Source organism: Burkholderia pyrrocinia (assembly GCF_018417535.1).
Taxonomy (GTDB): Bacteria; Pseudomonadota; Gammaproteobacteria; order Burkholderiales; family Burkholderiaceae; genus Burkholderia; species Burkholderia pyrrocinia_E.
In genome coordinates this window covers 956,470-980,236 of sequence record NZ_CP070979.1, presented here as the reverse complement: position 1 = coordinate 980,236, position 23,767 = coordinate 956,470, and the positions used below count along the sequence as shown (strand labels likewise).

Here is a 23,767-nt window from a genome sequence, read left to right as displayed (position 1 = left end):
GACGCCGTTCGCGAGTCCCACTCATGCTCAAGTTCAAAAACCAGCAACATGTTCAGTCGTACTATGCAGCGACAGTCAACAACCGTGTGCGCCATCCGCCGCTCGACGGGGCCGTGACCGCCGATGTCTGCGTGATCGGCGGCGGGCTCACCGGCCTGTCCGCGGCGCTCGATCTCGCCGAGCGCGGCCATTCGGTCGTGCTCGTCGAGGCGTCGAGGATCGGCTGGGGCGCGAGCGGCCGCAACGGCGGCCAGTTGATCGCCGGTTACGCATGCGACATCGATACGTTTTCGGCCTACCTGCCGGACGACGACGTGCGGCGCGTATGGGCGATGGGGCTGGAGTCGGTCGACATCGTCAGGCAGCGGGTCGAACGCTACGGCATCGATTGCGACCTGACCTTCGGCTACCTGACCGCCGCGAACAAGCCGCGCCACGTCGACGCGCTGCGCAAGTGGCGCGATACCGCGGCGAGCCGCTTCGGCTATCGCGGCTACGAAATCGTCGAACGTGCCGGCATGCAGCACTTCGTCGCGTCCGACCGTTACGTCGGCGGCCTGCGTCACGACGGCAGCGGCCACCTGCATCCGCTGAACTACACGCTCGGCCTCGCGCGGGCGGCGCGCGCGGCCGGTGTGACGATCCACGAGGACACGCCCGCGCTCGCGCTCGAGCGCGCCGCGCCGCACCACCGCGTCCGATGCGCGCGCGGGTACGTGGACGCCCGCTACGTCGTGCTGGCGGGCAATGCGTACCTCGGGCAGCTTGCGCCGGCGCTCGCGCGCAAGATCATCCCGGTGGCGACCTACCTGATCGCGACGGAGCCGCTCGGCGACACGCGCGCGGCCGAGACGATGCCGGCCGATGCGGCGGTCTGCGACAGCAATTCGGCGCTCGACTATTTCCGGCTGACGCGCGACCGCCGGCTGCTTTGGGGCGGCAAGGCCAGCAGCTCGACCCACACGCCGCGCGACCTTGCGGGCGCGATGCGGCGCGACATGCTGAAGACGTTCCCGCAGCTTGCCGACGTGCGGATCGACTACGCGTGGGGTGGCCTGATCGACGCGACGATGAATCGCGCGCCGCATTTCGGCCGGCTCGAGCCAACCGTGTATTTCGCACAGGGCTTCTCCGGGCACGGCGTCAACGTGACCGGCCTCGCGGGGCGGTTGATCGCGGAAGCGATCGACGCGCAGGCCGCGCGCTTCGACCTGTTCGGCCGGATACGCCATCGCGACTTCCCGGGCGGGCGCCTGTTGCGCACGCCGATGCTGGCGCTCGCGATGGCGTGGCACCGGACGATGGACCTGCTCTGACCCGTGCGGGCCGGCTGGTCCGGCCGCGCGGCACTGAAACGTTTCCAAACACCCATGCCCTGGAGGCACTAATGATCAACATCACGAATCTCGTCGACCTGATGCGGGCGCCGGCGAAGCTCACGCAGAGCCGCGTGCCGAGCGGGCTGCTGCTCGACGGCAACCCGATGCAGACGCTGTCGCATCACTACATCAGCCCGTGCGGGCAGTTCAGTTGCGGCATCTGGGAATGCACGCCCGGCCGCTGGACGATCGAGTACGACGAGTCGGAGTATTGCGAGATGCTGAGCGGCGTCGCGATCGTGCGCGATGCGGACGGCCGCGAACGCGTGCTGCGCGCCGGCGACCGGTTCGTGATCCCGCCGGGGTTTCGCGGCACGTGGGAAGTCGTCGAGACGTGCCGCAAGATCTATGCGTCGCATGCCCCGCAGGCCGGGCAGCCGCACGCGTAACGCGTGGCCGACTTGCGACAACCATCGATATCAACGAGGAGCAACCCATGACCCAGGAATTGTGGCGTCTGAGCGCGGCCGAGATGGCCGCGCATGTCGCGCGGCGCGACGTGTCGGCGACGGAACTCACGCGAAGCTGCCTGCAGCGGCTCGAACAGGTGAACCCCGTCATCAACGCGATCGTCGACGTGCTGGCCGACAGCGCGTTGCAGGCGGCGTCCGATGCCGATGCCGCGAGCGCGCGCGGCGCGCCAGTCGGCCCGCTGCACGGCGTGCCGGTGACCGTGAAGATCAACGTCGACACGGCCGGATGCGCGACGACCAACGGCGTGCGCGCGTTTTCGGACCTGGTCGCGCAGGAGGACAGCCCGGTGACCGCGAACCTGCGCAGGGCCGGCGCGATCGTGATCGGGCGCAGCAACGCGCCGGCGTTTTCGTATCGCTGGTTCACCGACAACGAGTTGCACGGCCGCACGTCGAATCCGTGGGACGCGTCGCTGACGCCGGGCGGTTCCAGCGGCGGCGCGGCCGCGGCCGTGGCCGCCGGCATCGGCGCGATCGCGCACGGCAACGACCTGGGCGGCTCGATCCGCTACCCGGCGTATGCGTGCGGCGTCGCCGGGCTGCGGCCGAGCACCGGGCGCGTCCCCGCGTACAACCCGACTCAGTCGAAGGACCGCACGCTCGCGGTGCAGCTCGCGTCCGTACAGGGGCCGCTCGCGCGCACGGTCGGCGACCTGCGCCTTGCACTCGACGCGATGGCGGCCGGCGACGCGCGCGACGCATGGTGGATGCCGGTCGTGCCGGCCGCGCGCGAGGCCGCGTTCCCCGCGCGCGTGGCCGTGTGCCCGGTGCTGCCGGGCGTGCCGTCCGATCCCGTGGTCGTCGACGCGATCCGGCAGGCCGCGCGCTGGCTCGAAGACGCCGGCTGCATCGTCGAGGAAGTCGAACCGCCGCGGATCGCCGAAGCGTGCGAGCTGTGGCTCGACCTCGTGACCAACGAAGCGCGCAGCGGGCTCGGCGACGTGATCATGCAGCACGGCGACGCGGCGATCCGCACCGCGTTCGCGAGCCAGCGCAATCTGGCGGCGCCGCTGGACCTCGCCGGCTACATGAACGGCCTCGCGCGGCGCACCGCGCTGCTGCGCGACTGGCAGCAGTTCCTTACGCGCTATCCGCTGCTGCTGATGCCCGTGTCGTGCGCGCGGCCGTTCGCGATCGATGCCGACCAGCACGGCGACGACGCGATGCGCGAGATCGTCGACCGGCAGGGGCCGCTGCTGGCGACCGCGCTGCTCGGGCTGCCGGGGCTGTCGGTGCCGACCGGCATTCGCGACGGCGTGCCGACCGGCGTGCAGCTCGTCGCCGGACGCTTCCAGGAGGCGCTGTGTCTCGCCGCGGGCGAGGCGATCGAGGCCCGCGCGGGCATCTTCACGCCGATCGATCCGGTCACCGGATCGTGATGCACGACTTTTCACGGGAATACGAATGAATCAACGGACATTCGAAGACTGGCAGGCCCGCGCGGCCGTGCTGCGGATCGAGGGGCGCGCGTTCATCGACGGCGAAGCGCGCCACGCGCAAGCCGGCGCGACCTTCGCCTGTGTGAGCCCGATCGACGGTTGCATGCTCGCGCACGTGGCCGACTGCGGCGGCGGCGATGTCGACGCCGCGGTCGCGGCCGCGCGCCGCGCGTTCGACGCGCAGGTCTGGGCCGGCATGAACCCGCGCGCCCGCAAGGCCGTGCTGCAACGCTGGGCCGCGCTGATGCGCGAGCATCTTGACGAACTCGCGCTGCTCGAGACGCTGGACACCGGCAAGCCGATCGCCGATACCACGGCGATCGACGTGCCGGCCGCCGCGCATTGCGTCGACTGGTATGCGGAAGCGATCGACAAGGTCGGCGGCGAAGTCGTGCCGGCGGACCGTCATCTCGTCGGGCTCGTCACGCGCGAGCCGATCGGCGTAGTCGCGGCGGTCGTGCCGTGGAACTTTCCGCTGCTGATGGCCGCGTGGAAGTTCGCGCCGGCGCTCGCGGCCGGCAACAGCGTGGTGCTGAAGCCGTCGGAGAAATCGCCGCTGACCGCGATCCGCGTCGCGCAGCTCGCGTGCGACGCCGGCGTGCCGCCCGGCGTGTTCAGCGTCGTGCCGGGCGGCGCGGAGCCGGGCAGGGCGCTGGCGCTGCATCGCGATGTCGACTGCATTGCATTTACCGGGTCGACGCGCACCGGCCGGCAGATCATGGCGTGTGCCGCGCAGTCGAACCTGAAACGCGTGTGGCTCGAACTGGGCGGCAAGTCGCCGAACATCGTGCTGCCCGATTGCCCCGATCTCGACCGCGCCGCGCAGGCGGCCGCCGATGCGATCTTCTTCAACATGGGCGAAGTGTGTACGGCAGGCTCGCGCCTGCTGGTGCATCGGGACATCAAGGACGCATTCGTCGCGAAGCTGGTCGACGCGTCGCGGCGCTTCGCGCCCGGGCATCCGCTCGATCCTTCGGTGACGATGGGCGCGATCGTCGATCGCGTGCAGCTCGATCGCGTGATGGGTTACATCGGTGTCGGGCGCGACGAGGGCCGCCTCGTGACGGGCGGCGCGCGCGTGCGCGAGGAGACGGGCGGGTTCTACGTCGAGCCGACGGTGTTCGAAGTGAAGGCCGACGCGACGCTCGCGCGCGAGGAGATCTTCGGGCCGGTGCTGTCGGTGATCGTGTTCGACGACGTCGACGAGGCCGTTCGCATTGCCAACGACACCGAGTACGGGCTGGCCGCGGCCGTCTGGTCTGCCGATCTCGCGACGGCGCACCAGGTTGCGCGGCGCCTGCGCGCGGGCACCGTGTGGGTCAACTGCTACGGCGACGGCAGCGACGACCTGAACTTCCCGTTCGGCGGCTACAAGCAGTCGGGCAACGGTCGCGACAAGTCGCTGCACGCGCTCGACAAATACACCGAGCTGAAATCGACGATCGTGCGGTTGTAGTGTCGGGCCACGCCGGCCGCGCGGTACGCTTCCCGCGTGCCACGCGTTTCCGGTGTGCACGTCAGTGGTGATCGTCGCCGGATCCGAACAGGCGCGGCTGCGCAGCGTTCAACGCGTCGTCGGCTTCCGGCTGCCCGGGAAAGATCCCGTCGCGGTCGGGCCACAGCAACTGGACGCACGGGAAATCGTCGTTGCCGTAGAACCAGCGGTTCCAGCCGAGGTGGGCTTCGTAGTGTGCCTTCGCCACCGGCATGAGGAGCGCGTTCGCGTTGCCGTAGACGGATGCCGTGACTTCTCCGACTGGCGGCGGCGTGCCGGCCGCGACCATCCGGTAGACGTCCCACAGCACGTCATGGACGATGCGCGCCGGCAACGAGAATACGATGATCTCCGGAAAACCGTGATTGACCCAGAGCCCGGTCGTGAACGAGAAGCCCGGTTGGTCCGCTTCCGCAAACACTTCCGTGCGGAACCATCCGTGCGTGCGAATCTGATTCACGAATCGTTGCTCGTCTTCTTCGAGCACCGAATCGGGCGCGTCCAGCGCGGTGGCGATATCCGGTCGCGTGGTCATATGGGCTCCTTGGATCTGTCGTCGGTCGATACGAAACCGGGCGACGGCGTCCGACCGTCGGAAAAGCGATCCCGGTCGAATCCGCCGATGATCGATGCGCCGCCATGTTGCCATGGCCGGCCTGCCGGTGCCGGTCTCGGACATGCCGGTCTCGGACATGCCGCCCGCCTACTGCGCCGCGCCTTCCGCCTCCGCCGTTTCGCCGAGGAACCCGCCGCTCTGGTGCGCCCACAGCGCCGCATAGATGCCGCCCGCCTGCAGCAGTTGCCGGTGCGTGCCTTCCTCGACGATGCGCCCTTCGTCGAGCACGATCAGTCGGTCCATCGCCGCGATTGTCGACAGCCGGTGCGCGATCGCGATCACCGTCTTGCCGCTCATCAGGCTGTCGAGGCTGCGCTGGATCGCGACTTCGACTTCGGAATCGAGCGCGCTGGTCGCTTCGTCGAGCACGAGGATCGGCGCGTCCTTGAGCATCACGCGCGCGATCGCGACACGCTGCCGCTGGCCGCCCGACAGCTTCACGCCGCGCTCGCCGACCTCGACGTCGTAGCCGCTGCGCCCGTGGCGGTCGCGCAGCCGGTCGATGAACTCGGACGCTTCCGCGCGCATGGCCGCGTCCTGCATTTCGCGCTCGCTTGCATCGGGGCGACCGTACAGCAGGTTCTCGCGCATCGTCCGGTGCAGCAGCGACGTATCCTGCGTGACCATCCCGATTGCGCTGCGCAGGCTGTCCTGCGTCACGTGCGCGATGTCCTGCCCGTCGATCCGGATCGTGCCGCCGCCCACGTCGTAGAAACGCAGCAGCAGGTTCACGAGCGTCGACTTGCCGGCGCCCGAGCGGCCGATCAGGCCGATCCGCTCGCCCGGCCGGATCGTCAGGTTCAGTCCGTCGAACACCGCGCGGTCGTTGTCCTCGTGCGCGAACTGCACGTTGTCGAACACGATCCCGCCGCGCTGCACCGCGAGCGGCTTCGCATCGGGCGCGTCGACCACGCTGCGCACCTTCGTCAGCGTGTTGATGCCGTCCTGGATCGTGCCGACGTTCTCGAACAGCTCGGTCATCTCCCACATGATCCAGTGCGAATAGCTCGACAGGCGCAGCGCCATCGCGATCACGGCCGCGACGACACCCGCGCTCACTTCGCCGTGCATCCACAGATACAGCGCGAGGCCGGTCGAGCCGACCAGCAGCAGCGTCGACAGCAGGTGGTTGACGATCTCGAACGCGCTGACGAGGCGCATCTGCGCGTCGCCGGTCGACTTGAACGCTTCCATAGCGCGCCGTGCGTGATCGGCTTCCCGCCGCGTGTGCGAGAACAGCTTCACGGTCGTGATGTTCGAATACGCGTCGGTGATGCGGCCCGTCATCAGTGCGCGCGCGTCGGCCTGCCGGCTGCCGACGGCGCCCAGGCGCGGCACGAAGTACGCACAGGCCGCGCCGTAGCCGAGCGCCCACAGCACGAGCGGAATCATCAGCCGCCAGTCGAAGCTCGCCGCGAGCGCGAGGATGCCGATCAGGTATGCGGCGACGCCGATCACGACATCGACCGACATGAACAGCGCGTCGCGCACCGCAAGCGCGGTCTGCATGATCTTGGTCGTCACGCGGCCGGCGAACTCGTTCGCGTAGAACGACAGGCTCTGGTCGAGCATCAGCCGGTGAAACAGCCAGCGCAGCCGCATCGGGAAGTTGATCGCGAGCACCTGGTGCTTGACCATCGTGTGCAGCGCGATCAGCAGCGCGCTGCCGGCGAGGATCGCCGCAAAGCCGGCAAGCGTGCCGAAGTGGCGGCCGCCGAATTCGGCTGGCGTCGCCGACGACAGCCAGTCGACCACGCGCCCCATCATCGCGAACAGCGCGGCTTCGTACGCGGCCAGTGCGGCCGACGTCAGCGCGATCAGCAGGATCCAGCTACGCGCGCCTTTCGTGCACGCCCACACGAACGAGAAGAATCCCCGCGGCGGCGTGACGGGATCTTCGAGCGGGAAAGTCGGCAGGCGCCGTTCAAACCACGAGTACATCGACTGTTCTCCTTGTGCGGTCCGGCGAAGCGGGCGGACCGGTGATGCATGCGCCGGGCGCGACGCGATGTCGGGGCGCTGGCGCGCACATCCGGCCGACCGACGATTGCGTCGTGGTCGCGTCGCCTGGCTGCGAGTGTCGCATCGATTCGATCGGGCTGCAGGCCGGTTGTAAGCGGTAGCGGCCGCGCGGGACGGCGCCTATCCGCGCTCGGGGCTTTCCGGATTTTTCATGCTGCCCCAAAAAAAGTTCTTGCTTATCTATCTACGAGTAGATAAAGTTCAATCCATGGAAACGAAACCGACCGTCCGCGAACAGATTCTCGACCACGCGATCACGCTGATGATGCTGCGCGGTTACAACGGCTTCAGCTATCGAGACCTGTCCGACCTGGTGGGCGTGAAGACGTCGAGCATCCACTACTACTTCCCGTCGAAGGACGACCTCGTGCTGGAAGCGGTGGCGGCGTACAGCGACGAAGTCCTCGCGGCCATGCGGGCGATCGATCCGGCGTTGCCGGCCGACGTGAAGCTGAGCCTGTACACGAAGCTGTTCGGCCGGACGCTTGGCGACGGCAACCAGATCTGCCTGTGCGGGATGCTCGCGGCCGACATCGAATCGTTGCCGGAGAACGTGCGGCAGGCCGTGCAGGCGTTCTTCAAGGGCAACGAGAACTGGCTCGCCGAATTGCTGGCGCAGGGCGCGAAGGAGGGCACGCTGCAGTTCAGCGGCAAGCCCGAAACGGCGGCGCGCACGCTGTACGCGGCGTTCCAGGGCAGCGTGCTGGCCAGCCGGCTGTTTCACACGCGGGCGCGTCTCGAGGATGTCGAGGCCGTCTGGAAAACCCGGTCCTGATGGACGGGGCAAGCAGTCAGGCGGTTCGCCGCCTTTTGTCGGGTTTTGTTATCTATCTTTTGGTAGATAGATGGTCGGAGCAGGTGGATCGGCCACCTGCATTTTTTGGGGATGTTTATCTATCTATGAGTAGATAAACAAACGTGATGCCGACTGCAACGCTTTCGGTGCGCGGTCCCGGGTTGGAAGGCTGTTTCACTCACTGATTGAAAAGGAGTCTGTCATGTCGATCGAAAAAGTGCTGTACCGCGCCCATGCAAAAGCCACCGGCGGCCGCGACGGCCGTGCCACGGTGCCGGAAAGCGGCCTGGACCTGAAGCTGACCACGCCGCGCGAACTTGGCGGCGCGGGCGGCGCAGGCGCGAACCCCGAGCAACTGTTCGCGGCCGGCTATAGCGCGTGCTTCATCGGCGCGATGAAGTTCGTTGCGGCCCGCGACAAGATCGCGATCCCCGCGGACGCCGCCATCGAAGGCAGCGTCGGCATCGGCGCGATCCCGAACGGCTTCGGCATCGAAGTCGAACTGAAGATCTCGCTGCCTGGCCTCGATCGCGATACCGCGCAAACGCTGATCGATCGCGCGCACATCGTCTGCCCGTACTCGAACGCGACGCGCGGCAACATCGACGTCACGCTCACGCTTGTCTGATCAATCGTACTGCGAATCATTCATCGTCATTCACCGGTTAAGCCAAGGAGTTTCATCATGAAGATCGTCAAGCCGCTGCTGATCGTCGCCGCCGTTGCAGCGGCGTTGTCCACCGTGCCCACCGCATTCGCCGCCGGCGCCGAAACCGTCCGGCCCGATGCGGCGACGAGCGGGTTCCTCGCCGCGCTGAACGGCCAGAAGGGCCCCGGCCTCGAAACGTTGAGCCCAGCGAAGGCGCGCCAGGTGCTGGTCGACGCGCAGAACGGCGCGAAGGTCGACCTGTCGGGCATCGACGTGTCGAACCGCACGATCGAACAGGACGGCTTGTCGGTGCCGATCACGATCGTTCGCCCGCAAGGCGCGACGGGCACGCTGCCGGTGTTCATGTTCTTCCACGGCGGCGGCTGGATTCTCGGCGACTTCCCGACGCATGAACGCCTCGTGCGCGATCTCGTCGTGCAGTCGGGTGCCGTCGCGGTGTTCGTGAATTACACGCCGTCGCCGGAAGCGCATTACCCGGTCGCGATCAACCAGGCGTATGCGGCGACGCAGTGGGTGGCCGCGCACGGCGCGGAGATCGGCGTCGACGGCAGCCGCCTCGCGGTGGTCGGCAACAGCGTCGGCGGGAACATGGCAGGCGTGGTGTCGCTGATGGCGAAGGACAAGGGCGGCCCCGCGATCCGCTTCCAGGGCCTGATGTGGCCCGTCACGGACCACAACTTCAACACGGGCTCGTACAACGCGTATCAGCAAGGCCACTTCCTGACACGGCCGATGATGAAGTGGTTCTGGGACGCCTATACGAAGAACGAAGCGCAGCGCAACGAGATCTACGCGTCGCCGCTGCGCGCGAGCACCGCGCAGTTGAAGGGCCTGCCGCCCGCGCTGATCCAGGTCGCGCAGTTCGACGTGCTGCGCGACGAAGGCGAAGCGTACGGCCGCAAGCTCGACGCGGCCGGTGTCGACGCGACGACCACGCGTTATGACGGCACGATCCACGATTTCGGTCTGCTGAACGCGCTGGCCACGGATGCACCGACGAAGGCCGCGACGAAGGCGCTGGCGAATGAAATCGCGACGCGGCTGAAGTAACGCGGCGGGCGGCATTCGAATGCGTTCGAATGCGAACGACGAAACGGCGGGCTCGTGCCCGCCGTTTCTGCATGCGGACGAGCGGTGCGGTGAAAGGCGGCACCACCGGCGTCCGGACCGGCGCGCTATCGCTCCTTCGTCCCGCCCGGTTCCGCCCGATCTCTTGCCTGATCCAGCCAGATTGAAACGATTGAGCGAGATCGTGCGATTGCGCCGTCGCGACCGGCCGCGAGCATTGTTGATACGATCGCGCATATCGTCCACGCCGGCACTGCAAGCCGCCGGCCTATCGGTCGCGCGGCCGCGCGGTATCGCGGCCACCTTCGGGAGAAGCGGTTCATGCTGCAGGCGTTCGCGGTCTTGCTGACCTTCCAGTGTCTCGGGGAAGGCGTGTCCTATCTGTTCGGCCTGCCGGTGCCGGGCCCGGTGATCGGCATGCTGCTGCTGTTCGGCTTCGTGATGCTGCGTCCGCAGATGGCCGACGCGATCGAGCCGACCGCGCTCGAGCTGCTGCGCCACCTGTCGCTGCTGTTCGTGCCGGCCGGCGTCGGCATCATGGTGTCGGCCGATCGCGTGCGCGGCGACGCGGTCGCGGTCGTCGTCGCGCTGGCCGTGAGCACCACGCTCGCGATCGCGGTGACGGCGCTCGTCACGCGTGCGCTGCTGCGGCGTCAGCGCCGCGCGGGCGGCACCGCGGAGGGCACGCAATGACGGCCTTCCCGAAACTCGGCGCGATCTGGGTCTATCTCGCCGCGAGCCCGTTGCTGGGCCTGACCATCACGCTGGTCGCGTATCTGTTCGCGCAGGCCGTCTATGCGCGGGCGCGCTTCAACCCGCTCGCGAACCCCGTGCTGATCGCGGTCGCGCTGATCGTCATGCTGCTGACGCTCACGCATACGCCGTATCCGACCTATTTCGAAGGCGCGCAGTTCGTCCATTTCCTGCTCGGCCCCGCGACCGTCGCGCTTGCGCTGCCGCTGTACCGCCAGTGGTCGAAGCTGCGGCGCACCGCGCTGCCGCTGCTCGTCGGCCTGCTCGCGGGCTCGCTGACCGCGATCGTGTCGGCGGTCGGCATCGCCGCGCTGTTTGGCGCATCGCACCAGACGATCGCGTCGCTCGCGCCGAAATCGGCGACGACGCCGATCGCGATGGCCGTCGCCGCGGAGATCGGCGGCATTCCGTCGCTGACCGCCGTGCTCGTGATCTCGACCGGGATTTTCGGTGCCGTATGCGCGCGCGGGATCCTCAACGCGCTGCGGATCGACGAGCCGGCCGTGCGCGGCTTCGCGCTCGGCGTCGCGTCGCACGGGATCGGCACCGCGCGCGCGTTCCAGGTCAGCGAGGAGGCCGGCGCGTTCGCCGGGCTCGGGATGGGGCTGAACGGCGTGCTCACGGCGTTCGTCGTGCCAATCCTGCTGCCGTTGCTGTCGCGCTGGGTCTGAGCGCCGGCGGCCCCGGGGTTATCGGTTTCCCTGATGGGCGCGGGCGACGTGCCGACACGACGGCGTGCCCGGCGCGCACGTATCGCTGCCGTTATCAGGAGAATTCAGGAACGCGCGCGGACATTTGCGCAGCGATCGGCTAACGTTGCATCGGCGCCGTTGTCGCAAGCCGTCGCGCGCTGATATTCGACCCACAACCAACAATCGACAAGGAGTTCCGGCCATGAAGAAGTCTCGCGTGGTTTCGGTGGCAGTAGCGGTAACGGCGTCGTTCGGTCTGCTGTTGACCGCCGCGCCGGCGGCATACGCGCAGGATCAGGCGTCCGCGCCGACGCAGAAGCAGCTCGACAAGGCGCAGAAGAAGGCGGCGCGCAAGGCGGCCCGCGCGCGCCACGCGTCGGACCTGAAGGCGATCGGCACCGGCAGCGGCTATCGGCTGACCAACGACCAGAGCAACTATCCGCAGAATGCCGTGCAGAAGGCGCCCGCGACGAAGGCGGCGCCTGCCGCACCGGCGTCGGGGCAGTAACGGCCGGCATGCGCGCATGAACGGACGGCGCCGGGTTGCCCCGGCGCCGTCCGTTTCCGGGAGTGCCGGACCGTCTGCGGCCGGCGGATTCCCGGATGGCGCGACGCGTTACGACGCGAGCTTGTTCGCGAGTTCCGCGACGTGCTTGCCCTGGTAGCGCGCGATTTCGAGTTCGTTCGCGCTCGGCTGGCGGCTGCCGTCCGCGCCCGCGAGCGTCGTCGCGCCGTACGGCGTGCCGCCGGTGATTTCGTTCATGTTGACGAGCCCGCTGCATGCGTACGGAACGCCCACGATCACCATCCCCTGGTGCAGCAGCGTCGTGTGGAACGACGTGATCGTCGTTTCCTGGCCGCCGTGCTGCGTGCCGGTCGACGCGAACACGCTGCCGATCTTGCCGACGAGCGCGCCCTTCATCCACAGGCCGCCGGTCTGGTCGAGGAACGTGCGCATCTGGCCGGCCATGTTGCCGAAGCGGGTCGGCGTGCCGAAGATGATCGCGTCGTAATCGGGGAGTTCGTCCACCGTGGCGACCGGTGCGGCCTGGTCGACCTTCACGCCGATGGCCCTGGCCTGGTCGACCGGGATCGTTTCCGGCACGCGCTTGAGCGCGACCTCGACGCCGGGCACCGATTTCGCGCCTTCCGCGATGTGTTGCGCCATCGTTTCGACGTGCCCGTAGGACGAGTAGTAAAGAACGAGTACCTTGGCCATGTTGCGAATCTCCGATTAAAAGGGCCCCGCTTTCAGCGGGGCCCGGTTTCCCGAACGGGCGTCATGCCCACTCGGCCGTCACTTCGACAGGACGCAGGTCGAACACCAGCACTTCGGCATCGTTGCCGTCGGCGAGCGTCAGCGCCTGTTCGCCACGGATGCGTGCGCCGTCGCCTTCGCCGAGCGTCACGCCGTTGACCGTCACGCTGCCGCGTGCAACGTGCACGTAAGCAAAGCGGCCCGGTGCCAGTTCCAGCGTAGCGCGTTCAGCGCCGTCGAACAGGCCCGCGTAAATCCGCGTGTCCTGCCGGATCTTCAGCGAACCGGCGTCGCCGTTCGGCGACACGACCAGCGTGAGCTTGCCGCGCTTGTCGCCGTCCGCGACATTCGTCTGCTGATAGCGCGGCTCGGCACCCTTTTCGGCCGGCCCGACCCAGATCTGCAGGAAGTGGACCGGCGTTTCCGGCGAGTGGTTGAACTCGCTGTGGCGCACGCCCGTGCCCGCGCTCATCAGTTGCACGTCGCCCGGCACGATCACCGACCCGGTGCCCATCGAGTCCTTGTGTTCGAGTGCGCCTTCGAGCACGTACGACAGGATTTCCATGTCGCGGTGCGGGTGCGTGCCGAAGCCGCGGGCCGGTGCGACGCGGTCGTCGTTGATCACGAGCAGGTCGGAGAAGCCGACCTGCTTCGGATCGTAGTAATTCGCGAACGAAAACGTATGACGGGAGCTGAGCCAGCCATGCTCCGCACGGCCGCGTTGGTTTGCTGCACGGATTTCGATCATGATTCTTGTCCTTCAAGTCGCCGGACCTCGGAAGTGGGCCCGGCCGTTCGTTGAGAAGAATCTTAGGTCAATCGATTTGACAAATAAATGGCTGTAGAGATAATGACTGTCGCTATGGAGTGGACAATATGGAACTCAACGACTTGCGGATCTTCGTCGCGACAGTCGACGCGGGCAGCTTCACGGCGGCGGCCGACCAGCTGATGCTGTCCAAGCAGTTCGTCAGCCGGCGCACGATGGCGCTGGAGGCGTCGCTCGGCGTGCGGCTTCTGCATCGCAACACGCGCAATCTCGCGGTGACCGAATCGGGGCAGGAGTTTTATGCGCGCGCGCAGCGGATCCTCGCGGAGATCGCCGACGCCGAGCAGGCGATGTCGGTGCGCAGCACCGAGCTGCATGGGTCGCTGAAGATCAGTGCGCCGCTGTCGTTCGGGATCACGCACGTGTCGCCGCTGATCGCCGAATTCCTGTCCGCGCACCCTGCCGTGCGGCTGAACCTCGACCTGACCGACCGGCGCGTCGACGTGATCGGCGAGGGCTTCGATCTCGTGCTGCGGATCGGCTCGCTCGAGGATTCGACGCTGATCGCGCGACCGCTCGGCGCGTGGCGGATGATCGCGTGCGCGAGCCCCGCCTATCTGAAGCGGCAGGGCACGCCGGCGACGCCGGCCGAGCTCGCCGGCCACACGTGCCTGCTGTACGGGCGCGAGCGGCGCGTCGGCTGGGAATTTCGGGTCGACGGCGTTGCGCGCACGTTCGACGTGCAGGGGCCGCTCGTCGCGAACAACGGCGAAGTCGTGCGCGACGCGGCGATCGCGGGGCTCGGCATCGCGCTGCTGCCGCACTTCATCGCCGGCGCGGCGCTCGACAGCGGCGCGCTCGTGCCGGTGCTCGACGCGTACGCGCCGTCGCCGATCACGCTCAATGCGGTGTTTCCGCAGCATCGCGAAGGGTTCGTCACGCTGCGCACGTTCATCGGGTTTCTCGCGGAGCGGCTCGGGGCGGCGGTGCCGGCGGCGAAGGGCGGGGCGGGCAGGCGGCGGTAGCGGGCGGGTTTGCGGTGAACGGGGGCGTTATTCTCCGCAGAATTTGCGGAGAATGGCGTTCCGTTCGTGGCGAAGCGTTTTCCTGTCGTCTTCCGGGCTGCGCCCGTTCGTCGCGTCGGCGTGCCGGATGTGCTCGACAAGGTGCGGCTGCGCACGAAGGGATAACGTCATGGTGTTTACCGGGATCATCGATGCCGCCGTCGAAGCCGCATTGCGCGACGGCATCGTGCAATGCAGCGTGGCCGCCGGGACGGTTGCGCCGACATCGAACGGCGATTGATCGGCGTCGCGCATTCGGGTTACGCTTCGGCGGGCGACGGCATGCGTCGCATGCCGGGCCGGGCGTTTTTACCTCGAACGTCGCGTGCAGGTAGCTTCTACAGGCGCGCGACCCAGCGACGATCCAAGCCGATGATCATCCAGAACCGATCGAACGCGCGCGGGCAAGCCGCGATTCCCGCATGGGATGCGCGGCACCCGCACCTGCGATCCATCGCGGCGGCCGCGCTGCTGACGCTGTTGCCGATCGCCGCGCATGCGGCCGGCTTCGACTGCGCGAAGGCCGCTTCGCCGACCGAGAAGACGATCTGCGCGGACGCCGCGCTGTCGAAGCTCGACGGCGACCTGTCGGCGGCGTGGAAGAAGGCGCTCGCGAAAGGCGGCGATGCGGCCGCGTTGAAGGCCGCGCAGTTGAAGTGGCTCAGGCAGCGCGACCAGTGCGGCACCGAAGCGCCGTGCCTCGGCGACCGCTATCGCGAACGGCTCGCGAGCCTGAACGGCACGCCGCTTGCCGCCGACCGCTGGCAGCAGACGTGGTACCTTGCGAGCGACAACCCGTCGTTCGGGGGCGTGCTGACGTTCACCGGTGCGATGCCTCGGCTGCATTTCGAATTGAGCGCCAACAACGGCGCGAATACCGGCGGGCTCGACGGCGACATCGTGCTGCACGGTGACAGCGGCACCTACCGCAAGGACAAATGCCGGCTCGATTTCAACCGGAAGGGCGGGCGCATCCGTGTCACGCAACAGGGTGGGGATTTCGATTGCGGCGCCGGCGCGGGCGTCGTCTACGCGGGCGACTACGTGACCGCATCGCAGTTCCAGGCCAAACCGCAGGCCGACCTGCTGAGCCTCAAGGTCGTGACCGACGCGACGCAGAACGCGACCGCGCACAAGCTGCTCGGCGCCGACTACTCGACGCTCGTCGACATGGTCAATTACAGCGCCGAAGAAAAGGATCTCGACGGGCTCGACGCGCGCGTGAAGTCGTACTGGGTGCGCGGCATCGCGACGACGAACGCGGCGATCGTGATGAGCCGCGGCACCGATCTGTGGATCGGGTTGCTCGTGTTCGACGCGCAGAACAAGGTCCGGATGCGCTATTACGCGAACGCGCAGGCGTGGAAGAAAACCGTGCCGAAGACCATCCAGGCATGGCACGACAATCTGGACAAGACGCTGCCAATCGACGTGATGCAGTGAGCGCGTGGGGCGACCGGCGCCGCCCGACGCATCTTCATTTCTTGCGCGATGCACCCGCCTGCTTCGGCGGCGCGGCCGATTCCCGCATGCGCAACTCGGGCAGGACGGCACGACCGGGCCCCGTTGCGCCGTTCTCGAGCGCGTCGAGCAACGCGTGCGCGGCCTGGCGCCCGATCGCATCGGTGTCGACCCACATCGTCGTCAGCGGCGGTTGGATTTCGCGCGCGAGCGCGATGTCGTCGAACCCGGTGATCGACAATTGCGCGGGCACGTCGATGCCGAGCGCCTGCGCCTCGAGCAACGCGCCGAGCGCGAGCGCGTCGTTGCCGCAGATCACGGCAGTCGGCCGCGTCGCCGCGTCGCTGTCGGCGATCGCGCGCAGGCTCGCCCGCCCGAACGCGATCGTGGCCGCGCCTTCGTGCTGATGCACGGGGCGCACCGCGAGCCCGTGCGCGGCCAGCGTGTCGTGAATGCCGCGCAGGCGGGCCTGCACGCGGTCGTTGTCGGCCGACGGCTGCATGATGATCGCGAAATCGCGGTGGCCGAGGTCGAGCAGGTGCGTGGTGAGCTGCGCGAACGCCGCGCGGTTGTCGAAGCCGATGCAGCAGTGCGGGCTGTCGTCGCGATAGGCGTACGTGACGACGTACGGTACGCCGTGCATCGCAAGGAGTTCGAACAGTTCCGGCGGATACGCTTCGCCGACCAGCGACACGGCTTCCACGCCGCGCGACAGCATCGCGCGTACCTGCGCCAGCGCCTGAGCGGGATCGTAGTTCGAGCAACCGAGGAACAGCGTGATGCCGTGCTCCGCCATGACCGTCTGCATGCCCGCGACCTGCGACGCGAACACCTGGTCGTCGAGCGTCGGAATGATCGCGCCGGTGATGTGGGTGCGCGTGGACGCGAGCGCGCGGCCGGCCGCATTCGGAATCCAGTTCAGTGCGCGCGCCGCGTCGCGCACGCGCTGCTGCACGTCGGCGGACACCTTGCCGGGGTCGTTGTACACGCGCGAGACGGTCGCGGTCGACACGCCGGCCAGCTTCGCGACATCGCCGAGCACCGAGCGGCCGCTGCCGCGGCGCGCACGCGATGCGCCGCCGCGGGACGGGGGCGTGCTCATCGGCCGTCTCCCGGCGTGGCGGTGTTGCCGACGCCATGCGCCGTCAAAAGCGTCATTGTTTACCCTCGATTCATGGTGGTCCCGCTTGCATCCCGATTCGATCCTGTGAGAATGTAAGCGCTATCTTGATGCTGTTCCGTATTATGTCAGACACATATTCCATCCGCGTGGCGAAATTTTCATCGATGACGGCCTTCCCGGCCGTTTTGTCCGCCTCAAATGTAAGCGGTTACATTGCGAAATGAACAGTGCCCATTCATCGCGTATCGCTGTCGTCGGCAGCGTGAACATCGACCTCGTCACGCGCGCGCCGCGCCTGCCGGTGCCGGGCGAGACGCTGCTCGGCACGGAATTCCAGACCGTTCACGGCGGCAAGGGGGCGAACCAGGCGGTCGCGGCCGCGCGCCTGGGTGCGTCGGTCGCAATGATCGGCTGCGTCGGCGACGATGCGTTCGGTGCACGCCTGCACGGCGCGCTGGCGGCGGAACGGATCGACGTGACGCACCTGCACCGCATCGGCGGCACGGCGACCGGCGTTGCCGCGATCACGGTCGACGACGGCGGCGCGAACAGCATCGTCGTCGTGCCCGGTGCGAATGCATGCCTCGATGCCGACCGGATCGACGCGGCGCGCGAAACGATCGCCGGGGCGGCGCTGCTCGTGTGCCAGCTCGAAGTGCCGATCGCGACCGTGGCGCGCGCGATTGCCTGCGCGAGCGCGCACCACACGCCGGTGCTGCTCAATCCCGCGCCTGCGCAGCCGCTGTTCGACGCATTGCTGGCGCGGATCGACTATCTCGTCGTCAACGAAACCGAAGCGGAGTCGCTGACCGGCATCGCCGTCGACGACGATGCGGCGGCCGTGCGCGCCGCCGATGCGCTGCGCGCGAAGGGCGTCGGCAACGTGCTGGTCACGCTCGGTGCGCGCGGCGTCTGCTGGCGCGGCAGCGCAGGGAACGGTCGCCATCGTGCGATGGCGGTGGCCGCCGTCGATACGACTGCGGCCGGCGACACGTTCGTCGGCGGGTTCGCGGCGGCACGGGCGAGCGGCGCGTCGATGGACGACGCGATCGGCTTCGGCCAGCGCGCGGCCGCGATCAGCGTCACGCGCTACGGCGCGCAGACCTCGATCCCGACGCGCGAAGAAGTGACACGTATGGATACCTGAATTCCGCATGAGACGGAAAGGCCGGACCCGGCCGATACCGGTGACATGGAGACAAACGTAATGAGCGAAAACCAATCTGTTCCGCACGCGCCGCCGCGTATCCGGCGCGGGCAACGCATCGCGCTCGCGCTGTTGATGGCGAGCGGGATCGTCAACTATCTCGATCGCGGCACGCTGGCCGTCGCGAGCTCGGCGATCCGGGGCGATCTCGGCTTGTCGCTCTCGCAGATGGGGCTGCTGCTGTCGGCGTTCTCGTGGAGTTATGCGCTGTGCCAGTTCCCGGTCGGCGGGCTCGCCGACCGCATCGGTCCGCGCCGGCTGCTCGGCATCGGGCTGATCGTCTGGTCGTTCGCGCAGGCGGCGGGCGGCATCGTGTCCACCTTCGGCTGGTTCATCGTCGCGCGCATCGTGCTCGGCATCGGCGAGGCGCCGCAGTTCCCGTCGGCCGCGCGGGTGGTGAGCAACTGGTTTCCGCTGCGCGCGCGCGGCACGCCGACCGGCATTTTCAACGCGGCGTCGCCGCTCGGTACCGCGCTCGCGCCGTTGCTGCTGTCGATCCTCGTCGTGTCGTTCGACTGGCGCTGGGCGTTCATTGTGACGGGCGCACTCGGTCTCGTCGTCGCCGTCGTCTGGTTTGCGCTGTACCGCGATCCGGTGCGTGCGCAACTGACCGCGGACGAGCGCAGCTATCTCGATGCCGATGCGCAAAGCGTCGTCGCGGCGCCGAAGCTGACCTTCGGCGAATGGCGCAGCCTGTTCTCGCACGGCACGACCTGGGGGATGCTGATCGGCTATTTCGGTTCCGTGTACCTGAACTGGGTCTACCTGACCTGGCTGCCCGGGTACCTGACGATGGAGCGGCACATGAGCCTGATCCGCACCGGATTCGCCGCGTCGGTGCCGTTCCTGTGCGGGTTCGTCGGCTCGCTGGTCGCCGGCTGGCTGTCGGACCTGATCACGCGCCGCAGCCGTTCGCCGGTCGTGAGCCGGCGCAATGCGGTGGTGGTCGCGATGCTCGGGATGGTCGCATTCACGATCCCGGCCGCGCTCGTGCAGAGCAACGTGGTCGCGCTCGCGTGCATTTCGGTCGTGATCTTTCTCGCCAACGCGGCGTCGGCCTGTTCGTGGGCGCTCGCGACGGCGGCCGCGCCGCCGAACCGTGTCGCGTCGCTCGGCGCGATCCAGAATTTCGGCGGCTTCGTCGGCGGTGCGCTCGCGCCGATCCTGACGGGCGTCATTGCGCAGAAATGGTCGTTCGTACCGGCGCTGCTGACCGCCGCGGCGATCGCGCTCGCCGGCGCGATGGCCTACCTGCTGCTGGTGCGCAAGGCGATTCCCGAGCAGGCCGCGAACGCCGCGTCCGGACCGTTGCCGGCCTGAGCACGCAGCCTGCACCACGCATTCACTGAAGGAAGGAGAAACAGATGCAACACCAGCCGCAATCGAACGTGACCATCGAGGGGATCGTACCGGTGATGCTGACGCCGTTCGACGACGCCGGCGCGATCGACTACGCCGGGCTCGGGCGGCTCATCGAATGGTATCTGGCGCACGGCGCGGACGCGTTGTTCGCGGTCGCGCAATCGAGCGAGATGCAGTTCCTGAGTCTTGCCGAACGCGCGGAACTGGCGCGCTTCGTGGTCGAGCGGGTGGCCGGGCGCGTGCCCGTCGTCGCATCGGGGCATATCAGCGACGATCTCGACGCGCAGGTCGCCGAGCTGTGCGCGGCGGCCGAATCGGGTGCGCAGGGCGTCGTGCTCGTGACCAACCGCCTCGATCCGCAGCGCAAGGGCAGCGCCGCGCTGCTCGACCATCTTCACAAGCTGCTCGCACGATTGCCGTCGGATCTGCCGCTCGGCCTGTATGAATGTCCGGCGCCTTACCGGCGGCTCCTGTCGGATGACGAACTGCGCGCGTGCATCGACACGGGCCGGTTCGTGATGCTCAAGGACGTGAGCTGCGACCTCGAGACGGTGAAGCGGCGGGTCGCGCTCGCAGCGGGATCGCCGCTGAAGATCCTGAATGCGAACGCCGCGATTGCGTGGGACGCAATGAAGGCGGGTTCCGCGGGCTTCAACGGCGTGTTCACCAACTTCCACCCGGATCTCTACCGGTGGTTGCGCACGCAAGGAGACACGAACCCGGCGCTGGCCGACGAGCTCTCGACGTTCCTGGTCGTGTCGGCGGTGTCGGAAGCGCTGGGCTACCCGGCGCTCGCGAAGCTCTATCACCAGCGGATCGGGACCTTCGGGTCGATCCGTTGCCGCGCGATCGACTACGACGTACGCGAACGATTCTGGGCGCTCGATGCGGTGCTCGACAAGATCGTGGCCGGAACCGAGCATTTCCGCCGGCGGATCGCTGCGCAATAGCGGACGCGGCGCGCCGTGTGGAGCGCGCGGCGCGGGACGGGATGGCGTGCCGCGGAGTCGGCCGCTTTGCGCTCGTTCATCAAGGGTGTCCGGCAGCGGCACATGTTTGCCGCAAGAAGGGTCGGCGTCTCGCGATGCAGGGCGAATGCGGCGCGCCATGCAGTGTTCACCGCGTTCCAGCAACGTCCCGGATGGTATGAACCTGATGCCGCGTTCGTGCCGGGTGCGCAACGCGACGAACCCATCGGGATTCCCGATTGCGTCGGCGGCCGCCACCACGCCACCACGGCAGCCTGCCGCGACGGGCACGATGCCCGTTGTCACGAACGGCGGCACACCGCCGACACGCCGTCGGACCTTCATCCGCTGCATCACACAATCGAACCGCCCGCGATCCGCGATCCGCGAGCGCGGTGCCGACGCGCGCCCGACCGACGCGTTGCTCTTCCCGCTTCCGCGGCGTCCGCCGGCCTGTGCGCCACGCGCCTGCACTGCACGACAAAAGCTCACAAATCTGCTCAATCCTCCCCTTCGTTTCTTGTAACGATTCGTAATACTATGCCGCGGAGCGTTTTTTACCGATGACCCGTTGAATCCGGATTCGCCTCCCATGCAACAAGTGACGACGACTAGCCAGCCACCGATCCTGGCGGCGCCGGTAGATGCCATGCTGCACGCCGTGATCGACGAGGCCGTCCACCGGAGCGTATCGGAAGCGACGACGCGCAGCGGTTACATGCGGTGCGCCGACTACGCGATCGTCGGCGCGAAGGTGCTGACGCTGCTGACCGGCAAGCCTTATCGGCCGTTCGCGGGCGGCGAAGTGATGGATTTCGGCGGCGGCAACCTGTACGCGCTGTGCACGACGCGCGAGCGGCGCCGCACCGCGCGGCATCTGTCGCACCTCACGCGGTATCACTGCTGGATCGAAGCGCGCCACGACGACGTCGACGGTCGCATGCGCAAGGAGATCGTCGACTTCACGCTGCGCCACGACGAGACCGTCGCGAGCGAGCTGGGGATCCCGTTTGCACGCGCATACCACGCGTATTTCTGGGGCTGGGAGGATGAGCATGCGGTGCCGGCCGAGTTGCACGATCATCCGGTGTTCGCGAAGCAGGGCCCCGTCTGGCGCTGGGCCGAGCGCGAATGCACGACGCTGCTGCGCGCATACGAGCGCGAACGGCCGGGCTATTTCGGGCGTCAGGTGTCGCGCGCGATCGATTTGTTCGCGGACCGCGTCGAGGGCCTTGGCTGACGGCGCGCGCGTATCGGGCAAGCCGCGTGCGGGCTGTGTGCCGCGATGGTGTGGCCTGGTGAAGTAACCGCAAGCGCTTGCACGCCGCCGCGCGTGAACGCGTCCACGCGGTACGTAACGCACCGTGGTTCGGTGGTTCGAACCGCTCGAACCATTTGCGCGGGAACCGCCGCAGCGGTCACCGCGGGGCCCGCTCGTTCACTTGTGCAGCGTGCCGCTGCTGTTTGCGCCGCCGAACAGCCGCGTCAGGTACTGCGTGTTCGAGTTCATCTTGGCCATCAGCGTGTTGAGCGCCGTGAACTGCGCCTGGTACTGCTTGGTCAATTGCGCAGCGTAGCCGGACAGATCGGACTGCTGCTGCGTGATGCGCTTCAGATCGGCGTTCAGTGAAGTCGTGCGCACGTCGATCATTCCGTTCTTCTTCGTAAAGTGCGTGATCTGCTCGGTCAGGCGCGTGCCGATCCCGTTCGTCGGGTTGAACAGGCGCGCGACCGCCGTCGGGTTGGCGGACAGCGTGTCGCCGAGCTTTGCGCTGTCGACGTTCAGCGTGCCGTCCTTCTCGAGCTTGATGCCGATCGACATCAGGTTCAGGTGCTCGTTGCCCTTCCCGGTGGTGGCGCCGCTGTCGACGCCGCGCGCGACGATCGACGCGAGCGAGTTGCGGATCGTGTTCAGCGTCGAATCGCCGATCAGCGCGCCCTGCGAGTTCGCTCCTTCCGTGTAGCTCGTCAGCGCCCCCATCGTCTTGACGACCGTGTTGTACAGGTTCACGAAATTCGTGATCGTCGCCGCTTGCGACTTCGTGTCGGTGCTGACCGTCAGCGTCTGCGTATCGGTCGCGCTGACCGCGGCAGCCGACAGGTTCAGCGTGATGCCGGTCAGCACACCCGACACCGCGTTGCTCGCGCTGGTCGACGCGATCCCGTTGATCGTGAACTTCGCGTCCTGTGCGACGGCGCTCTGCTTCCACGCGGCCGCGCCGTTCGCCGATTCGATCTTCGACGCGCCGCCGGACGTGTCTGCCGTCGACGTGACGCCGAGATTCGACAGGCCGCCGTCGTTGGCCACGTTATTGACCGCGACGCTGATCGCGTTCGCCGCGCCCGTCTTCGACGACGCGAGCACGAGGTGTGCGCCGTCGGTGCCGTTGATGACCGTCGCGCTGATCCCCGGATTGTTCGACGCGGCGTTGATCGCGGCCGCGATGCCCGACAGCGTGTTGTTCGTGCTGCCGACCTCGACCTTGAACGACTGGCTGCCGAGCGACAGCGTCAGCGTGCCGGTGCCGAGCGCCTTGCTGCCGTTGAAGCCCGACGAAGACAGCGCCTGCGCGGTCGCGATCTGCGTGACGCCGACCGTGTAGGTGCCGGCAACCGCGCCAGCACCCGCCGTCGCGGTCAGGCCCTTGCCGCTCGCGACGGCGTTGAACGTCGATTGCAGCCCGCCGTTCGTCAGCGATGCGAGGCCCGCCTCGAGCGCGCCCAGCGCCGACGACAGCGCGCCGAATGCGGAAATCCGCGTGCTGCCGGTCGCTTGCGACGCGGCAAGCGCCGCGGCCCGGCCGGCCGTCTTCGCATTCACCAGCGTCTTGACGAGCGTGCCGACGTCCATCGACGGATTGCCGGTCGAGCCGTTGATGATCGATTGCGCGGCCTGTTGCATCAGGCTGTTCGCGTTCGCGCCGCTGTTCACGGGCGTGTTCGTTGGCATGGGTGAACTCCGGTTGAATGGCGATCCTGTGACGAACGGCTGTCGGGTCCGCCTGCGGTGATCGGGGCGGCCGCGTCGCGATTCGCATGCATGCCGCTTCCCGCGCGACGCATTCCGGGGTTCACGGGAGGCGTCGGGGAAACGTAAGAACGAATCGGTGCGCTATCGTATATTTAAATCGGTATTAATTGGTAATTTTTTG

23 protein-coding genes are annotated in these 23,767 nt (G+C 67.8%); 16 read left to right on the top strand and 7 right to left on the bottom strand.

The features are described from left to right. The first annotated feature begins 23 nt into the window (after window positions 1-23). From JYG32_RS37370 to JYG32_RS37355, 4 genes are all read left to right on the top strand, one after another. Window positions 24-1,316, top strand: a complete 1,293-nt coding sequence (locus tag JYG32_RS37370; protein ID WP_213267736.1) for an NAD(P)/FAD-dependent oxidoreductase — start codon at window positions 24-26, stop codon at window positions 1,314-1,316. A 71-nt stretch (window positions 1,317-1,387) separates the two neighbouring features. Further along, window positions 1,388-1,768: a cupin domain-containing protein gene (locus JYG32_RS37365; protein ID WP_213267735.1), complete on the top strand. Its 381-nt coding sequence runs from the start codon at window positions 1,388-1,390 to the stop codon at window positions 1,766-1,768. Between the two features lie 47 nt (window positions 1,769-1,815). After that, the gene (locus tag JYG32_RS37360) at window positions 1,816-3,231 is read left to right on the top strand and encodes an amidase family protein (protein WP_213267734.1); all 1,416 of its coding nucleotides are present in this window, start codon (window positions 1,816-1,818) and stop codon (window positions 3,229-3,231) included. A gap of 25 nt (window positions 3,232-3,256) precedes the next feature. Continuing rightward, complete coding sequence (locus tag JYG32_RS37355; RefSeq protein ID WP_213267733.1) at window positions 3,257-4,747, top strand: aldehyde dehydrogenase; 1,491 nt, start codon at window positions 3,257-3,259, stop codon at window positions 4,745-4,747. Between the two features lie 61 nt (window positions 4,748-4,808). Here JYG32_RS37355 and JYG32_RS37350 read toward each other — a convergent pair whose 3' ends face one another. Both JYG32_RS37350 and JYG32_RS37345 read right to left on the bottom strand, forming a co-directional pair. Further along, complete coding sequence (locus JYG32_RS37350; protein WP_213267732.1) at window positions 4,809-5,321, bottom strand: DUF4262 domain-containing protein; 513 nt, start codon at window positions 5,319-5,321, stop codon at window positions 4,809-4,811. Between the two features lie 168 nt (window positions 5,322-5,489). Beyond that, window positions 5,490-7,343: an ABC transporter ATP-binding protein gene (locus tag JYG32_RS37345; RefSeq protein WP_213267731.1), complete on the bottom strand. Its 1,854-nt coding sequence runs from the start codon at window positions 7,341-7,343 to the stop codon at window positions 5,490-5,492. A 289-nt stretch (window positions 7,344-7,632) separates the two neighbouring features. Between JYG32_RS37345 and JYG32_RS37340 the strand changes: the two genes are divergently transcribed. The 6 genes from JYG32_RS37340 to JYG32_RS37315 all read left to right on the top strand — a co-directional run bounded on the left by JYG32_RS37340 (window position 7,633) and on the right by JYG32_RS37315 (window position 11,911). Further along, complete coding sequence (locus tag JYG32_RS37340) at window positions 7,633-8,199, top strand: TetR/AcrR family transcriptional regulator (protein ID WP_096476322.1); 567 nt, start codon at window positions 7,633-7,635, stop codon at window positions 8,197-8,199. Window positions 8,200-8,422: 223 nt separating this feature from the next. Further along, window positions 8,423-8,848, top strand: a complete 426-nt coding sequence (locus JYG32_RS37335) for an organic hydroperoxide resistance protein (protein WP_105391976.1) — start codon at window positions 8,423-8,425, stop codon at window positions 8,846-8,848. Between the two features lie 57 nt (window positions 8,849-8,905). Then, a complete protein-coding gene (locus JYG32_RS37330) occupies window positions 8,906-9,940 on the top strand; it encodes an alpha/beta hydrolase (protein ID WP_213267730.1) in 1,035 nt (344 codons plus the stop codon). Window positions 9,941-10,279: 339 nt separating this feature from the next. Further along, a complete protein-coding gene (locus JYG32_RS37325; protein WP_213267729.1) occupies window positions 10,280-10,651 on the top strand; it encodes a CidA/LrgA family protein in 372 nt (123 codons plus the stop codon). Further along, window positions 10,648-11,382 carry an LrgB family protein gene (locus JYG32_RS37320; RefSeq protein WP_213267728.1) on the top strand — a complete coding sequence of 245 codons (735 nt, stop codon included), beginning with the start codon at window positions 10,648-10,650 and terminating at the stop codon, window positions 11,380-11,382. Before JYG32_RS37325 ends, JYG32_RS37320 begins: the two co-directional genes overlap by 4 nt. 223 nt (window positions 11,383-11,605) lie before the next feature. Beyond that, window positions 11,606-11,911 carry a hypothetical protein gene (locus tag JYG32_RS37315; RefSeq protein ID WP_174378003.1) on the top strand — a complete coding sequence of 102 codons (306 nt, stop codon included), beginning with the start codon at window positions 11,606-11,608 and terminating at the stop codon, window positions 11,909-11,911. Between the two features lie 108 nt (window positions 11,912-12,019). On the opposite strand, the gene wrbA is transcribed toward JYG32_RS37315, so the two are convergent. Together wrbA and JYG32_RS37305 are read right to left on the bottom strand one after the other, a co-directional pair. Next, complete coding sequence (gene wrbA / locus JYG32_RS37310) at window positions 12,020-12,622, bottom strand: NAD(P)H:quinone oxidoreductase (RefSeq protein WP_174378004.1); 603 nt, start codon at window positions 12,620-12,622, stop codon at window positions 12,020-12,022. Between the two features lie 61 nt (window positions 12,623-12,683). After that, the gene (locus JYG32_RS37305) at window positions 12,684-13,409 is read right to left on the bottom strand and encodes a pirin family protein (RefSeq protein ID WP_213267727.1); all 726 of its coding nucleotides are present in this window, start codon (window positions 13,407-13,409) and stop codon (window positions 12,684-12,686) included. A gap of 128 nt (window positions 13,410-13,537) precedes the next feature. On the opposite strand from JYG32_RS37305, the gene JYG32_RS37300 reads away from it, so the two are divergent. Beyond that, the gene (locus JYG32_RS37300; protein ID WP_213267726.1) at window positions 13,538-14,455 is read left to right on the top strand and encodes a LysR family transcriptional regulator; all 918 of its coding nucleotides are present in this window, start codon (window positions 13,538-13,540) and stop codon (window positions 14,453-14,455) included. Window positions 14,456-14,482: 27 nt separating this feature from the next. On the opposite strand, the gene JYG32_RS37295 is transcribed toward JYG32_RS37300, so the two are convergent. Continuing rightward, window positions 14,483-14,749 (bottom strand): hypothetical protein, encoded by a 267-nt coding sequence (locus JYG32_RS37295; RefSeq protein ID WP_213267725.1) that lies wholly within the window; start codon window positions 14,747-14,749, stop codon window positions 14,483-14,485. Between the two features lie 117 nt (window positions 14,750-14,866). Between JYG32_RS37295 and JYG32_RS37290 the strand changes: the two genes are divergently transcribed. Beyond that, entirely contained in the window at window positions 14,867-15,937 is a 1,071-nt protein-coding gene (locus tag JYG32_RS37290) for a lysozyme inhibitor LprI family protein (RefSeq protein WP_213267724.1), read from the top strand. A 34-nt stretch (window positions 15,938-15,971) separates the two neighbouring features. On the opposite strand, the gene JYG32_RS37285 is transcribed toward JYG32_RS37290, so the two are convergent. After that, the gene (locus tag JYG32_RS37285; RefSeq protein WP_213267723.1) at window positions 15,972-17,057 is read right to left on the bottom strand and encodes a LacI family DNA-binding transcriptional regulator; all 1,086 of its coding nucleotides are present in this window, start codon (window positions 17,055-17,057) and stop codon (window positions 15,972-15,974) included. 241 nt (window positions 17,058-17,298) lie between these two features. Between JYG32_RS37285 and rbsK the strand changes: the two genes are divergently transcribed. The 4 genes from rbsK (at window position 17,299) to JYG32_RS37265 (ending at window position 21,855) form a co-directional block, all read left to right on the top strand. After that, window positions 17,299-18,225 (top strand): ribokinase, encoded by a 927-nt coding sequence (rbsK, locus tag JYG32_RS37280; RefSeq protein ID WP_213267722.1) that lies wholly within the window; start codon window positions 17,299-17,301, stop codon window positions 18,223-18,225. A gap of 60 nt (window positions 18,226-18,285) precedes the next feature. Beyond that, on the top strand, window positions 18,286-19,605 hold the full coding sequence (locus tag JYG32_RS37275) for an MFS transporter (protein ID WP_213267721.1): 1,320 nt from the start codon (window positions 18,286-18,288) through the stop codon (window positions 19,603-19,605). Window positions 19,606-19,649: 44 nt separating this feature from the next. Continuing rightward, a complete protein-coding gene (locus JYG32_RS37270; RefSeq protein ID WP_213267720.1) occupies window positions 19,650-20,597 on the top strand; it encodes a dihydrodipicolinate synthase family protein in 948 nt (315 codons plus the stop codon). 610 nt (window positions 20,598-21,207) lie between these two features. Next, window positions 21,208-21,855, top strand: a complete 648-nt coding sequence (locus JYG32_RS37265; RefSeq protein WP_174378014.1) for a hypothetical protein — start codon at window positions 21,208-21,210, stop codon at window positions 21,853-21,855. 198 nt (window positions 21,856-22,053) lie between these two features. Here JYG32_RS37265 and fliD read toward each other — a convergent pair whose 3' ends face one another. Further along, window positions 22,054-23,565 carry a flagellar filament capping protein FliD gene (gene fliD / locus JYG32_RS37260; protein WP_213267719.1) on the bottom strand — a complete coding sequence of 504 codons (1,512 nt, stop codon included), beginning with the start codon at window positions 23,563-23,565 and terminating at the stop codon, window positions 22,054-22,056. Window positions 23,566-23,767 lie beyond the last annotated feature (202 nt).

Excerpts from the sequence above, each read along its gene's own strand:
- JYG32_RS37370 (WP_213267736.1), top strand. The coding sequence starts at position 24 with ATGCTCAAGTTCAAAAACCAGCAACATGTTCAGTCGTACTATGCAGCG.
- JYG32_RS37365 (WP_213267735.1), top strand. The coding sequence starts at position 1,388 with ATGATCAACATCACGAATCTCGTCGACCTGATGCGGGCGCCGGCGAAG.
- JYG32_RS37360 (WP_213267734.1), top strand. The coding sequence starts at position 1,816 with ATGACCCAGGAATTGTGGCGTCTGAGCGCGGCCGAGATGGCCGCGCAT.
- JYG32_RS37355 (WP_213267733.1), top strand. The coding sequence starts at position 3,257 with ATGAATCAACGGACATTCGAAGACTGGCAGGCCCGCGCGGCCGTGCTG.
- JYG32_RS37350 (WP_213267732.1), bottom strand. The coding sequence starts at position 5,321 with ATGACCACGCGACCGGATATCGCCACCGCGCTGGACGCGCCCGATTCG.
- JYG32_RS37345 (WP_213267731.1), bottom strand. The coding sequence starts at position 7,343 with ATGTACTCGTGGTTTGAACGGCGCCTGCCGACTTTCCCGCTCGAAGAT.
- JYG32_RS37340 (WP_096476322.1), top strand. The coding sequence starts at position 7,633 with ATGGAAACGAAACCGACCGTCCGCGAACAGATTCTCGACCACGCGATC.
- JYG32_RS37335 (WP_105391976.1), top strand. The coding sequence starts at position 8,423 with ATGTCGATCGAAAAAGTGCTGTACCGCGCCCATGCAAAAGCCACCGGC.
- JYG32_RS37330 (WP_213267730.1), top strand. The coding sequence starts at position 8,906 with ATGAAGATCGTCAAGCCGCTGCTGATCGTCGCCGCCGTTGCAGCGGCG.
- JYG32_RS37325 (WP_213267729.1), top strand. The coding sequence starts at position 10,280 with ATGCTGCAGGCGTTCGCGGTCTTGCTGACCTTCCAGTGTCTCGGGGAA.
- JYG32_RS37320 (WP_213267728.1), top strand. The coding sequence starts at position 10,648 with ATGACGGCCTTCCCGAAACTCGGCGCGATCTGGGTCTATCTCGCCGCG.
- JYG32_RS37315 (WP_174378003.1), top strand. The coding sequence starts at position 11,606 with ATGAAGAAGTCTCGCGTGGTTTCGGTGGCAGTAGCGGTAACGGCGTCG.
- wrbA (WP_174378004.1), bottom strand. The coding sequence starts at position 12,622 with ATGGCCAAGGTACTCGTTCTTTACTACTCGTCCTACGGGCACGTCGAA.
- JYG32_RS37305 (WP_213267727.1), bottom strand. The coding sequence starts at position 13,409 with ATGATCGAAATCCGTGCAGCAAACCAACGCGGCCGTGCGGAGCATGGC.
- JYG32_RS37300 (WP_213267726.1), top strand. The coding sequence starts at position 13,538 with ATGGAACTCAACGACTTGCGGATCTTCGTCGCGACAGTCGACGCGGGC.
- JYG32_RS37295 (WP_213267725.1), bottom strand. The coding sequence starts at position 14,749 with ATGCGCGACGCCGATCAATCGCCGTTCGATGTCGGCGCAACCGTCCCG.
- JYG32_RS37290 (WP_213267724.1), top strand. The coding sequence starts at position 14,867 with ATGATCATCCAGAACCGATCGAACGCGCGCGGGCAAGCCGCGATTCCC.
- JYG32_RS37285 (WP_213267723.1), bottom strand. The coding sequence starts at position 17,057 with ATGAGCACGCCCCCGTCCCGCGGCGGCGCATCGCGTGCGCGCCGCGGC.
- rbsK (WP_213267722.1), top strand. The coding sequence starts at position 17,299 with ATGAACAGTGCCCATTCATCGCGTATCGCTGTCGTCGGCAGCGTGAAC.
- JYG32_RS37275 (WP_213267721.1), top strand. The coding sequence starts at position 18,286 with ATGAGCGAAAACCAATCTGTTCCGCACGCGCCGCCGCGTATCCGGCGC.
- JYG32_RS37270 (WP_213267720.1), top strand. The coding sequence starts at position 19,650 with ATGCAACACCAGCCGCAATCGAACGTGACCATCGAGGGGATCGTACCG.
- JYG32_RS37265 (WP_174378014.1), top strand. The coding sequence starts at position 21,208 with ATGCAACAAGTGACGACGACTAGCCAGCCACCGATCCTGGCGGCGCCG.
- fliD (WP_213267719.1), bottom strand. The coding sequence starts at position 23,565 with ATGCCAACGAACACGCCCGTGAACAGCGGCGCGAACGCGAACAGCCTG.